Source organism: Bacillus sp. FSL R12-0074 (genome assembly GCF_038005725.1).
Classification (GTDB): Bacteria; Bacillota; Bacilli; order Bacillales; family Bacillaceae_G; genus Bacillus_A; species Bacillus_A mycoides.
This window is the reverse complement of the sequence record NZ_JBBOTR010000001.1, coordinates 3,448,637-3,461,353: the sequence shown is the minus strand read 5'-3', so window position 1 is coordinate 3,461,353 and position 12,717 is coordinate 3,448,637. Positions and strand designations below refer to the sequence as shown.

General features: G+C 35.6%; 12 protein-coding genes and 1 riboswitch. Of the genes, 8 read left to right on the top strand and 4 right to left on the bottom strand.

Features of this window, described 5'->3' with window-relative positions:
- Positions 1 to 83 precede the first annotated feature (83 nt).
- The gene (locus tag NSS97_RS17960; RefSeq protein WP_002087722.1) at positions 84 to 431 is read left to right on the top strand and encodes a hypothetical protein; all 348 of its coding nucleotides are present in this window, start codon (positions 84 to 86) and stop codon (positions 429 to 431) included.
- 312 nt (positions 432 to 743) lie between these two features.
- Here NSS97_RS17960 and NSS97_RS17955 read toward each other — a convergent pair whose 3' ends face one another.
- Together NSS97_RS17955 and NSS97_RS17950 are read right to left on the bottom strand one after the other, a co-directional pair.
- Positions 744 to 1,835, bottom strand: coding sequence for a DUF3900 domain-containing protein (locus NSS97_RS17955; protein WP_002014380.1), 1,092 nt, complete (start codon positions 1,833 to 1,835; stop codon positions 744 to 746).
- A 115-nt stretch (positions 1,836 to 1,950) separates the two neighbouring features.
- Positions 1,951 to 2,277 (bottom strand): hypothetical protein, encoded by a 327-nt coding sequence (locus NSS97_RS17950; RefSeq protein ID WP_002087720.1) that lies wholly within the window; start codon positions 2,275 to 2,277, stop codon positions 1,951 to 1,953.
- A 464-nt stretch (positions 2,278 to 2,741) separates the two neighbouring features.
- Between NSS97_RS17950 and NSS97_RS17945 the strand changes: the two genes are divergently transcribed.
- From NSS97_RS17945 to NSS97_RS17925, 5 genes are all read left to right on the top strand, one after another.
- Positions 2,742 to 3,653: a VanW family protein gene (locus tag NSS97_RS17945; protein WP_002128453.1), complete on the top strand. Its 912-nt coding sequence runs from the start codon at positions 2,742 to 2,744 to the stop codon at positions 3,651 to 3,653.
- A gap of 237 nt (positions 3,654 to 3,890) precedes the next feature.
- Positions 3,891 to 3,997, top strand: a riboswitch (SAM riboswitch).
- 69 nt (positions 3,998 to 4,066) lie between these two features.
- Positions 4,067 to 4,735: an amino acid ABC transporter permease gene (locus NSS97_RS17940; RefSeq protein WP_002066492.1), complete on the top strand. Its 669-nt coding sequence runs from the start codon at positions 4,067 to 4,069 to the stop codon at positions 4,733 to 4,735.
- 19 nt (positions 4,736 to 4,754) lie between these two features.
- The gene (locus NSS97_RS17935) at positions 4,755 to 5,516 is read left to right on the top strand and encodes an amino acid ABC transporter ATP-binding protein (RefSeq protein ID WP_341113679.1); all 762 of its coding nucleotides are present in this window, start codon (positions 4,755 to 4,757) and stop codon (positions 5,514 to 5,516) included.
- Between the two features lie 11 nt (positions 5,517 to 5,527).
- Complete coding sequence (locus NSS97_RS17930; protein WP_002066495.1) at positions 5,528 to 6,319, top strand: amino acid ABC transporter substrate-binding protein; 792 nt, start codon at positions 5,528 to 5,530, stop codon at positions 6,317 to 6,319.
- A gap of 75 nt (positions 6,320 to 6,394) precedes the next feature.
- Positions 6,395 to 7,303, top strand: a complete 909-nt coding sequence (locus NSS97_RS17925; protein ID WP_107886535.1) for a VOC family protein — start codon at positions 6,395 to 6,397, stop codon at positions 7,301 to 7,303.
- 200 nt (positions 7,304 to 7,503) lie between these two features.
- Here NSS97_RS17925 and NSS97_RS17920 read toward each other — a convergent pair whose 3' ends face one another.
- Positions 7,504 to 8,022: a GNAT family N-acetyltransferase gene (locus NSS97_RS17920; RefSeq protein ID WP_088293380.1), complete on the bottom strand. Its 519-nt coding sequence runs from the start codon at positions 8,020 to 8,022 to the stop codon at positions 7,504 to 7,506.
- A 313-nt stretch (positions 8,023 to 8,335) separates the two neighbouring features.
- Here NSS97_RS17920 and NSS97_RS17915 point away from each other — a divergent pair, with 313 nt between their 5' ends.
- Both NSS97_RS17915 and colA read left to right on the top strand, forming a co-directional pair.
- Positions 8,336 to 9,013, top strand: coding sequence for an MgtC/SapB family protein (locus tag NSS97_RS17915; RefSeq protein WP_002066498.1), 678 nt, complete (start codon positions 8,336 to 8,338; stop codon positions 9,011 to 9,013).
- Positions 9,014 to 9,216: 203 nt separating this feature from the next.
- On the top strand, positions 9,217 to 12,132 hold the full coding sequence (gene colA / locus NSS97_RS17910) for a collagenase ColA (protein WP_341113676.1): 2,916 nt from the start codon (positions 9,217 to 9,219) through the stop codon (positions 12,130 to 12,132).
- Between the two features lie 35 nt (positions 12,133 to 12,167).
- Here the strand turns inward: colA and NSS97_RS17905 are convergent, their stop codons facing one another.
- Positions 12,168 to 12,671, bottom strand: coding sequence for a GNAT family N-acetyltransferase (locus NSS97_RS17905; protein ID WP_044439982.1), 504 nt, complete (start codon positions 12,669 to 12,671; stop codon positions 12,168 to 12,170).
- Positions 12,672 to 12,717 lie beyond the last annotated feature (46 nt).

Sequence of the window (12,717 nt, the reverse complement as noted above, 5' to 3'; positions counted from 1 at the left end):
TCTTAATATATCTTTAGCTCGTGGTGTATTAAAGATTAAAATCGAAGAGTAAGGTAAGAGTCTTATACAAGGGAGGTGTGATAGTGATAGACTTGGAAATCAAAGATGTCACCGTACAGATGGAATTAAATGGTGTCTTTTGGAATGAGGATGGAATTGCTGAAATGATGGTGACTACAAAAGCGGAGCATTCTCTTATTCTTCGTCTAGTAGTTGACTTAGAAAGTAAAACGATTCGTGCGATGAATGCCGAGATAGTGGGTGGGTTCTGTCCTCTATGTAAACAGAAAAGGAACGAATGTAGTGAACTTAATGACGTGCAAAATAAAATGGATATTTTAGAAGAAGCCTACGATTGGGTGAGAGAGCATCCGGAATATCGTTTTCAATTATCTTTTTACGAGTACAATAAATTTGAGGTAGTAAAGTGAAATTTTCATTTTAACAACATACATAATGACTAAAAGGAAAAACACCAAAAACTTATAGAAGGACTTGGTCAACTAGAAATATTGAAGTAGATGTCTCTCATGGAAATACGCTTGTACAACAAGGAAGGAATCTGCTTGATTCTACAAGAAATGTCATCTTGGAGCAAAAATATTTTTAAAAATAAGCATATTTGTTATAAAGAAGAAAAACCGATTCTTAGTAGAATCGGTTTTTAATATAAATGTCAACTATGTCCCAAATAAAAGAGCGCTTGTTAATAGAGCTCAGTAAAAATAGGTATATGGAAGCATTTATTCAATCCCATTCGGATCATAAGAATACTGCTGTTTATTCTCAATCCGCTCAATTACGTCTTGTAATTCATCCGGCTTCAAAAACTCAATTGGAGAGAAGCCTTTCTCAAACGTAAGTGTATCAGCCTCAATCATTAATACATATCGGTCGTTTACCTTTGCAATATGTATTAGGTCTCCGAAATCAGCAAGCAAAGCCTTCACAGAGATATGATCTGCTTTTAGCTTTAATTCCACTTCAGGGGCGTGCTCGACGATTTGAGCGGTAGCTTCCATTACTTCTTCTGTTGAAAATTGTTCCATAATTTCGCGTTTCGGACTGGCAGCCCATACTTCCATCGCTTGGTCGAACTGTTCACGTTCTTCAGTACCTTCTTCAAATACATCTTCAATTTGGTCGTATACCATGTCCATTACTTGTGTTTTCATAATTTCAGGCATAGAGCGTTCGTATTCGACGAATTTTAAGAAGTCTTCAAAGTAGCGGGCGTGTGATGCTTGGTGTATTTTTAGTTCGCCAGGCTCCACCATACCTTCTTCAGGCATGTATGGGTACTGGATAGATTTCATATTCTTTGTTGTGATGGCCATTTCAACGTTACGAATAAGTGTTGATTCATCAGAAATGGAAGCAACCTTTGGTTCGAAGTCACATTTCATTACGAATACGAATGGATCATCAAAGTATTTGCGTAGTTTTGCTTGAGCGATTAAAAACACACCACCACGTACAGCGCTTGTGTCAAGGTATGTATAAACGAGAGGTTCGCTCATATCTTTGAAGTTTTCTTTTGTTTCTGCAAAACGAATACGATTAAATAAGTTGTAATGAGGGTTTGAATCGAGCTCATGACCTTCTTCTACAATAAAGCGACCGATCTTTGTTGGGGCTTGTTCTGTTTTTGCGTGACGTTCTACTTTTCGCTTTGAAATTTTTAATAATTCACCATTCAAAAATTCTTTTAAAGAGCTATCTTCATACTCTTCAGCGTCTAATGTTTGAAAATGTTTATAGCGTTTATCAACTGCTTCACCTTTTCCTTCTACTTGTACTACATAAAAGGAAAGAAAATTTATTTCAAAATCCATATTTATCACCTTGTTTCATTTCATTAACTCTTATCAGTATAGAGATGGAAAAAACTTTCGTCAATTTATATAAGGAAGGGGGAGCCCCTTCCTTATATATTTGTTATTTTCGAAATTAAAATCCGTCTTCTAATGCTGAAAATGGAATATTTAGCCTGTTTTCTACTGTACGTAAACGCTGATTTAAGCGGTTTAATCTACGCGTATGACGCTCAACTGTATTTTCTAGTTGACGTACTCTTTGCTCAAGCTCATTTACTCGTCTTTCTAATTGACGGTTTCCAGTACCAGGGAAAGAGATTGGAAGTTGAAATTGTCGATTTTGATCATATGGATTAACTTGTTCTGTTTGATCTATATATTGTTGGTATTGTGCCTGTAAATCATACTGAGGTTGGTAACCATATTGGTTATATGGATCATAAGGATTGTAGGGATACATAAAAACATCCTCCATTTCTTTATAATAGGTTAAATTCATCATAATGTATGTGCAAAAGCGGAGTAGTGGCACGGCAAATACCTATATACCTGAAGTGAATAATTGTTTTTACCGATAAAAGCTCGGTTTAAGTTGTTAATAATGATCACATATGAGAAAGCGGTATTGCGGTTTCTGAAGCATGCAGGTGAATAGAGAGGTGAAATGAAAGGGTGTTACATTTGTATTTCATCTGTTGAATGGTATATACTGGATGGAGATAGGTTGCATAAAAGTTACAATTTTATCAAACTCGAAAATTTATATAAATATGTATAGACATTTACAAAAGAAAAGAGTAATTTTAATAGAGTAAAAAACAACTTGTAACATTTTCTAAATATATTGTAAAATGATTGTAACAAAAGATACATAAAAATGAAATAATACATAAGAAATAATGTTGGGGAAAAGGAGAGAGTATATTGTTCCGAAAAATAAAGGGTATATTAGTAGGGGTGCTATGCGTAGCTGTAGTAAGTGGTTGTGGTACAAAAGTAAGTGATGTGGCATTAGTAAGTGATTTTGGTGGGAATGTTGTAGAGGCTAAGGCTGATGTACAGGATTCAATTAGCTTAGTGGATGGGCGTACTGGTACTGAAGTGAAAAAAATAGACTTATCGAGTTTAGGTTATTTTGAAGATGAGGCGAAATTCAAAAAATCCGTAACGAAGGTTGCAGGTGAAGTCGGGAAAAGTGTTGACAAAAAGATGGTCCCTTCACGTATAGCATCTGATGGATCATGGCAAGAAGGAAAGCCTTCTTTTGAATTAATGGAAAAAGAATTAGTAGATAAATTATTAAACGTTGGTATGTGGGATTCTTCATATCAGTTACCTATCGTTGAGAAAAAGCCTACCGCAACATTAAGTGATGCGCAAGGAAGTGGCACGGTAATTGGTAGATATGAAACGAATTTAGGTGGATCAGCAGGTGGCCGTATTGAGAATATTCGTTTGTCGGCAGCGAGCATAAATGGAGTTGTATTAGCAAAAGGAGACAGTTTCTCTTTCAATGCATTAATCGGTGATACAACGCCAGATAAAGGATATCAATTAGGTAAAGAAATTGTAGATGGTAAATTAGTAGATGGTTATGGTGGTGGCGTTTGTCAAACATCATCAACGCTATACAATGCAGCAGATCAAGCTGGTTTGAAAATGGTAGAGAGAACTACACATTCTAAAACAGTAGGTTATGTCCCTCAGGGAAGAGATGCTACAATTGCGTATCCATATTTAGATTTAGTATTTGAAAATACGAATGATGCTCCTGTTAAGCTTTATATGGGCATTCAAGGCGGAAAGTTAGTTGCTGAAGTACATAAGATGAAATAAATATGTAGTTAAAGGATAATAAAGTAAAATATTTATAGTTTCTATAATTGAAGCCATCTCTTCTGAATTTCAGAGGAGATGGCTTTTGTGTACAGTTTATTAAGAATAGTAAATTGATGTATTACTAGTATGTTCGAAAAAGGGTTGAGTTTAATTCTTAGTTTTCCTATTGACATTGTTTGATTTTAACTGTATTCTTCATAATAACAACTAAATAAATGGAAAAATTTATTAGTTTTCTTATCAAGAGAGATGGAGGGACTGGCCCGGTGAAATCTCAGCAACAGGCTAAAAAAGCACTGTGCTAATTCCAGCAAACGTAAAAGGCGTTTGGAAGATGAAGGGAAATGGATTAACATTCAACTCTTCTTATATGTGTAAGAAGAGTTTTTTGTTTAGAGAGGGGGAATAGAGTGAAATTTGATGTAGCGTATTTTTTAGAAAGTTTTCCGCAATTATTTAAGTATGTATACATAACTTTAGGGATTACTGTAGTTTCAATGATTATTTCTTTCTTTATAGGGATTGGCTTGGCGATCATTACAAAAAACAAAACGAAATTTTTATATCCAATTGCAAGGGTGTATATCTCTTTCTTTAGAGGGACACCGTTATTAGTTCAATTGTTTGTGTTATATTTCGGATTGCCACAAATATCTCCGGCTTTTACAGTACTTACAGCTATGCAAGCAACTTTAATTGGCCTCAGTTTAAATAATGCTGCTTATTTGTCAGAAATCATTCGAGGTTCATTAAATGCTGTGGAATCAGGGCAAATGGATGCTTGTTTATCAGTTGGAATGACAAAAGCACAAGCGATGCGACAAATTATCTTTCCGCAGGCTATTCGTGTAGCAGTGCCGTCACTTGGAAATAATTTTGTTGGATTGTTAAAAGAATCTTCGTTATCTTTTGCACTTGGAGTGGCTGAAATATTGGCACAAGCGAAAATGCTGGCTGCACAATCGTATCGTTATATGGAAAGCTATTTAGCGGTAGCGATTGTGTATTGGATTATTACAATCGTAATCAGCTGGGGACAGAAAAGGTTGGAGAAGAAACTTGATGCACCGTATTTATAAGAGAAATGAGGTGATATATGTGATTGAGTTGAAAAATTTGTATAAATCTTACAAACATAATGAAGTGCTGAAAGGAATCTCACTTACTGTAAAAAAAGGGGAAGTGGTAGTAATTATTGGACCTTCTGGTTCAGGGAAATCGACATTACTACGATGTTTAAATTTATTAGAACAACCGGATGATGGCAGTATTAGAATTGAAGATTTAGAGATTCATACGAAGAAACTTTATCAAAAAGAAATCATAAAATTACGTCAAAAAACAGCTATGGTTTTTCAAAACTATAATTTATTTAAAAATAAAACAGCATTGCAAAATATTACAACAGCATTAACGGTTGTACAGAAAAAAAGTGAAGAAGAGGCAAATGGAATAGCGAGAGAAATATTAAAACAAGTAGGCTTAGCTGATAAAGAAGATTTTTATCCGACGATGTTATCAGGTGGACAACAGCAAAGGGTAGGGATTGCTAGGGCAATGGCTTTAAATCCAGCTGTATTATTGTTTGATGAACCGACTTCAGCACTTGATCCAGAATTAGTTAATGAGGTATTACAAGTTATTAAAGACTTGGCAAGACAACATATAACGATGGTTATTGTTACACATGAAATGAATTTTGCAAAAGAGGTGGCTGATCGCGTTATTTTTATGGCTGATGGAATTATCGTAGAGCAGGGAACGCCAAAAGAGATTTTTCGAAACCCACAAAATGAACGTACGAAAAAGTTTTTACGGCAATTAAATGCATCTGAAGAAGGAAATCATTTCGTTATTTAGGAGGAAGAGTTATGAGAAAATCGTCATTATTACTAACATTAGCATTAACACTATCAGTTGGAGCTTTGTCTGCATGTGGTTCTAATGCAGCAAGTAAAAAGACAGATGAAAAAGTAGTGAAAGTTGGGACTTCTGCAGGTCGTAGCCCATTTATATTTAAAGAGGGTGAGAAAGTAAAAGGTTTTGATGCTGAAATTATTGAAGCGGCTGCTAAAAAAGCTGGATATAAAGTAGAATGGAATGTTTCTGATTTTGAAGGATTATTCGGTTTATTAGATTCAGGCCGTATTGATACGATTGCAAATGAATTATCCGTTTCTCCGGAAAGAAAAAAGAAATATGACTTTTCGATCCCGTATGTGTATTCAGGTTCTGTTTTTGCGGTGAAGAAAAATAATAATACAATTAAATCGCTAGAGGATCTAAAAGGAAAGACTGTAGGTGTTGGACTTGGTACAGCAGGAGAGCAAGAGTTAAAAGCTTTAAATAAAAATAATGCTTTTACGATTAAAACGTACTCAGAGGACCCAACGGCGGAATTGAACGAAGTAGGATTCGGACGCGTCGATGCTTATTATAATGATAAAGTTCAAGTGGAAACAACAATAACAAAGGCGAAACTAGATAATGTCAAAGTTGGATTTGGCCCACTTGAATGGGGAGAGATTGCATTTCCATTTGCGAAAAAGAGTGAAAAGTTAGAAGATATAAACAAGGCGTTAAAAGAATTAGAGCAAGATGGAACATTAAGTGACATATCGAAAAAATGGCTAAAAGTTGATGCTACAAAAAAACAAAATTAAGGTGTATTCGTTGAATGCGGCTATTGCCTATCAACTTACATAAAAAACTAAAGGGAACTGGAGAGGAAGTTATTCATGGTACAAATTCATCCGAAAACACGTATTGGTCATGTTGCATTTAAAGTAAAAGATCTAGAGCGTCAAATTGCTTTTTATGAGAATGTAGTAGGGTTAGAGGTAAGTAAGCAAGAGGGGAATAAAGCATATTTAACAGGAAAAGGTGGTAAGAATACGTTACTTGTTCTTGAGCAGTTGGAAGATGCAGCGCTACAAGAACCGCGTACGACGGGTATATATCACGTTGCCTTTTTGGTTCCGACTCGTGAGGCTTTTGCTTCGGCATTATTTGGTGTGCTTCGTAATAAGAACGTAATAGATAGTCCAGCTGAGCAAGAAGGGCGTTATACATATTCAAATGAAATTTTGCCAATTTCAAGATTTAATAGTGCAAGTGATCATACGTATAGTGAGGCGTTTTATTTACAAGATTTAGAGGGGAATGGTATCGAGATTTATGCAGATCGCCCTCGAGGTCAGTGGGGAGAAGGGCCAGGAGGAAGTACGCCACTTGATTTAAAAGAACTGGCAACGCTCGTTAATTATGAGTTTGATGGCTTACCAGCCGAAACGGTGGTTGGACACGTCCATTTACGAATAGCTGATGTAGAAAAGTCACATGAGTTTTATGTAGAAACAGTAGGCTTTGAAGTGCAGCAGCGTGAAGATGATTGCTTATTTATTTCGGCAGGAGGGTATCATCACCATATCGGTGCAAATACGTGGAACGGAGTAAATAATCCGTATCCACCAGCACATGCAACTGGACTAAAAGTGTATACGATAGTACTACCGCATAAAGAAGCGTTAGATGAAGTGAAAGAAAGATTAATAGAAAAACAACATGAAATAAATGAAACTACAAATGGATTTACTGTAGTAGACCCAAGTGGTATTACAGTCCAGTTTGAAATAGAAGCAGTATAAAGTGAAACTTTAATCAGTGGGGGTTTTGTTCATCCCCCACTGATTATTAGCCTTCACCAATCGGGCGTTTATGGGCAGTTAATCTCCCACCTAACTTCTTTGTTCCAGCTGAATTTTGAGGTGGGAGTTGTACTGCCCGTTAACGCGGGATAAAAGGAGCCAGAAAGTGTTTAATCACTTTCTGGCTTGTTTTTGATTATTTAGAGCTCAATCCAATACCTTCTCACAACATTCCCATCTTCTTCAGTGAAATCATCATCACGGAGACCACCGTTATGTAAAATCGTTTTCTCTGAAGCAGTATTCACTTCGTCGCAAACGACAAGTGCTTTCGTGATGTTTAATTCTTTCGTTTTTTCTAATGATAACTCTAGTAACTTTGTAGCATAACCTTTTCTTCTTTCAGAAGGGCGAATACCATAACCGATATGACCACCAGCATTAAATAGATGATCAGTTAAACTATGACGTATATTAACAACTCCTACAACTCTATTTTCATCTGTCACGAGCCAATAAGTAGAATCTGGTACCCAAGTTTCAGGAATATTTATTCCGTTATGTGCGTCGTGTAATTCTTGAATCATTGCCGTGAAATTAGAAGGATTTTTTGAAATAACCCATGGAATCATCGTTTCACCGCTATCTTTCCATTCGTTATAAAAATCTAAATATTCTTCTTGTAAATCGGTAGTAGGTGTAAGTAAAGAGATGTTCATTGTTAGTAAGCTCCTTTTATTTATGTTTTATTTCACAAAAATTATGATATAAAATGAAAGCGTTTCCTGGATTTCTCAACCTCATTTCACGCAACTCATATGCCATTTTTAACTGAAAATAAGTTAGACGTTGAACTTTAAAGTTTTTTTGTATGAGAAGTAGGTTGTTTTATTTATGTTAATATTTAAAATATTAACATAAAATCACTGGGATATTAAATGTATTTTAATAAAATGCTTTTATATCGATGGGTAGATGCATGTGATAATTTTTGTTTTATCTCTCTATAATGAATAAAAGGGGGAAGTGCTCGTGAGCTTACATATTGATTTTATTATACGAATCGGTGTTGCTGGTTTGTTAGGGGCGATAATCGGTATTGAAAGGGAAATTCGCTCAAAAGAAGCTGGATTAAAAACACATTTCCTAGTAGCCGTAGGGAGTGCTTTAATAATGGTCGTTTCGAAATATGCTTTTTCAGATATTGTGTTTGAAGAACATATGGCTCTTGATCCGAGCCGGATTGCAGCGCAAGTTGTTAGTGGAGTTGGATTTTTAGGTGCAGGTACAATCATTATTCAAAAGCAGGCAGTGAAAGGATTAACGACAGCGGCTGGTTTATGGGCTACAGCAGGAATAGGGCTAGCAATTGGAGCAGGTATGTATGTTGTAGGGATTGGAGCGATGATTCTCGTTTTGATTGGTTTAGAGATTGTAAGTCGTATTTTTAAGGTGCAATTTTTATTTCCGCAAAATATAACAGTGCAAATGTGTATAAATAAACACGAAGCGGTACAACAAATAGTAGAGACGCTACGAGTGAAAGGTATTCCAATACTTTCATATGAAGTTGAAGCTTTACAGCAAGATACAGAAATAGTTTATAAGGTAGGAATGCAATTGAAAAATATATCGTCAGAAGAAAAGAATGCATTTATTCAGCATATGCAAACATTGCCGGAAATTACGTTTATAAAGTTAAAATCATAGTGTTGAAATAGAGGATAGATGTAGCAGGAATTTCGCTATTATCTATCCTTTTTTGACATAAATCACATGTGAAGTCAAGTGTTAATTTCACTTTGAATGGATACATGTGTGAACGTTCCCTTCTTTTTTCTCAATACAGAATAAATAGTCAGAATAGTAAAATAATGGAGCGGGACACTAAAAAATGTAAGGTAGGGGAGAGCATGAAAGGCTATTCAAAAAAAGTTTTAGTAGGGGTAAGTTTTGCTAGTTTAATGTTAGGGAGTTTTCAAGGAAGCATATTGGCGGAAGATACTAAGGGAGAGCAAGTTTCATATCGAAATGTGCTAAAAGTGGAGCCGGTTGGTGTACAACTGCCCGTGGAAGAATTAGCTCATTCATCGAAAGTATTAGAAAGCAAGTCTTTTGAGAAAAGGCTACAATTTGCTGATTTATCGCAAAGACCGCCTGAAGTAAAAAAGGAAAGTAAGCAATTAGCTGTAGCGAAAACTTATACAATTGCTGAATTAAATCAATTAAGCAATCAACAATTAGTAGATTTACTTGTAACAATCGATTGGGAGCAAATTACGGGGCTATTTCAGTTTAATAAGGACAGTCTTGCATTCTATCAAAATGATAGTAGGATGCAGGCAATTATTGATAAATTGAAGCAGCAAGGACAGGCTTATACGCAAGACGATTCAAAAGGGATTGAGACATTAGTGGAAGTTTTGCGATCAGGGTTTTATTTAGGGTTTTATAATACAGAATTAAGTAAACTAAATGAACGTAGCTATCATGACAAGTGCTTACCTGCATTAAAAACGATTGCGAACAATCCAAATTTCAAACTCGGTACGTTAGAACAAAATAAAGTTGTATCATCATATGGGAAATTAATAGGAAATGCTTCGAGTGATGTGGAAACGGTAACATCGGCTGCAAAGATTTTTAAGCAATATAATGATAATTTTTCTACATTGGTAGATAATCTTTCAGCCGGAAATGCGATTTACGATATTATGCAAGGTGTCGATTATGATATTCAATCGTATTTGTACGATACGAGAAAAGCACCGAAAGATACAGTATGGTACCAAAAAATAGATAGTTATATTAATGAGTTAAGTAGATTTGCGTTAATGGGAACGATTACAGAGAAAAACGGATGGCTTATTAATAATGGCATTTATTATACAGGTAGACTCGGCACATTCCATAGTACAGGGACAAAAGGATTACAAGTTGTAACAGATGCGATGAAAATCTATCCTTATTTAGGTGAGCAATATTTCGTAGCAGCTGAGCAAATTACGACGAATTATGGCGGGAAAGATGCAAACGGTAACGTTGTTAATTTAGATCAAATACGAGAAGATGGGAAGAAAAAGTATTTGCCGAAAACGTATACGTTTGATGATGGTGCAATTGTTTTAAAAGCGGGAGATAAAGTGACTGAGGAGAAAGTTAAACGTTTATATTGGGCAGCAAAAGAAGTGAAGGCACAATTCCATCGTACGGTTGAAAGTGACCAACCGTTAGAAAAAGGAAATCCAGATGATGTATTAACGATGGTTATTTATAATAGCCCGGCTGAATATCAATTTAATCGTCAATTGTACGGGTATGAAACGAATAACGGCGGTCTTTATATAGAAGGAACAGGTACGTTCTTTACTTATGAACGTACGCCAGAAGAAAGTATTTATAGTTTAGAAGAATTGTTCCGACATGAATTCACGCATTATTTACAAGGTAGATATGAAGTGCCAGGACTTTGGGGACAAGGTAAGATGTATGAGAATGAGAGATTATCTTGGTTTGAAGAAGGGAATGCTGAGTTTTTTGCAGGTGCAACGAGAACGGACAACGTCGTTCCAAGAAAGAGCATTATAGGAGGACTATCTTCGAATCCAGCAGAACGTTATACGGCAGAGCGAACGTTAAATGCAAAGTATGGAACGTGGGATTTCTACAATTATTCCTTTGCTTTACAATCGTATATGTACAATAAGAGATACGATATGTTTGATAAAGTTCATGATCTTATTAGGAAAAATGATGTAACAGCATATGATGCATACCGTTCTGCTTTAAGTAAAGATGCGAATTTAAATAAAGAGTATCAAGACTATATGCAAATGTTAGTAGACAATCGTGAGAAATATAATGTTCCGTTAGTGTCAGATGATTATTTAGCAACTCATGCACCGAAACCAGTTTCAGATATTGCCGCAGAAATTACAGCGGAAGCAAAATTAAGTAATGTATCAGTAAAGAAAAATAAATCACAATTCTTTAATACATTTACACTGCAAGGAACGTATACAGGTACTGCTGCAAAAGGAGAATATGAAGACTGGAAAACAATTACGCAAAATGTAAATGATACGTTAAAACGTTTAAGTGCAAAAGAATGGACAGGCTATAAAACAGTAACAGCTTACTTCGTGAATTACCGTGTAAATGCATCAGGGCAATTTGAATATGATGTTGTGTTCCACGGTATTAATACAGAAGAAGGTGCTGTGAATAAAGCGCCGGTCGCGGTTATAAATGGTCCGTATAGCGGACATACGAATGAAGCGATCTCGTTTAAAAGCGATGGATCAAAAGATGAAGATGGGAAAATTATTTCTTATAAATGGGAGCTTGGTGATGGTACTGTAAGTAATGAACAAAATCCAACTCACGTTTATACAAAAGAAGGGACGTATACAGCGAAATTAACAGTAACAGACGATAAAGGGTTAACTAATACTGCTACAACAAGTGTAACGGTTCAAAAGAAAGAAGATAACAGTGTAGAAAAAGAGCCAAATAATTCATTCCAAACGGCAAATAAACTGCAGTTAAATCAAGTTTTACGTGCTAGTTTAGGAAACGGTGATACGAGTGATTACTTTGAAATAAATATAGAAACTGCGAAAAACCTTCAAATTAATGTAACGAAGGAAAATAATATCGGAGTAAACTGGGTTCTTTATTCAGAAGCAGATTTAAATAATTATGTTACGTATGCACAGCAACAAGGAAATAAATTAGTAGGTAGTTACTATACGTATCCAGGGAAGTACTATTTACATGTATACCAGTATGGTGGTGGAACAGGGAATTATACGGTAGAAGTGAAGTGAAAAAAAGGGTCGCCATGAATGGCGACCCTTTTTTGTTATGCGTTATACCCGAATAATTTTAGATCTTCTCCTGAGTCTGAAATTATTTTTTCGAATCGCAATCCTACTTTTTCTAACAGCGTGCCTGAAGCAACATTATCTATAGAAGTAATTGCTACAATTCGTTTCATTCCGAGCTTTTGTACACCGTATTCGATTACTGCAGCAGCTGATTCATAGCCGTACCCTTTTGAACGGAATTTTTCTAAAAAAGCAAAGCCGATATCAACATCTTCTAATGAATCTCTTTTAATAAGGCCGCACATACCAAGTGGAGTGAGATCTTCTTTTCGTTCAACTAAGTAAAGACCAAAGCCCATTTTATTGTACATATCGACGGGTCCGTTTAAGATGTATTTTTTTGCATCTTCTAAGTTTTTAAGGCCTTTATCACCAATAAATTGAATCCATGCAGGATCATTTACTAATTCAAGAATAAACGGAGCATCTTTTACATCGAGCCAGCGAAGAGTGAGTCTTTCAGTTTCAAGAACTATCAATCTATTGCACCCCCTTTAAAAGTTATAACAATTAGTATGGATTGTG

What these genes read in the sequence shown, in the direction of transcription:
- NSS97_RS17955 (WP_002014380.1), bottom strand. Translation starts at nt 1,835, where the DNA reads ATGGATTTTGAAATAAATTTTCTTTCCTTTTATGTAGTACAAGTAGAA.
- NSS97_RS17950 (WP_002087720.1), bottom strand. Translation starts at nt 2,277, where the DNA reads ATGTATCCCTACAATCCTTATGATCCATATAACCAATATGGTTACCAA.
- NSS97_RS17930 (WP_002066495.1), top strand. Translation starts at nt 5,528, where the DNA reads ATGAGAAAATCGTCATTATTACTAACATTAGCATTAACACTATCAGTT.
- NSS97_RS17925 (WP_107886535.1), top strand. Translation starts at nt 6,395, where the DNA reads ATGGTACAAATTCATCCGAAAACACGTATTGGTCATGTTGCATTTAAA.
- NSS97_RS17920 (WP_088293380.1), bottom strand. Translation starts at nt 8,022, where the DNA reads ATGAACATCTCTTTACTTACACCTACTACCGATTTACAAGAAGAATAT.
- colA (WP_341113676.1), top strand. Translation starts at nt 9,217, where the DNA reads ATGAAAGGCTATTCAAAAAAAGTTTTAGTAGGGGTAAGTTTTGCTAGT.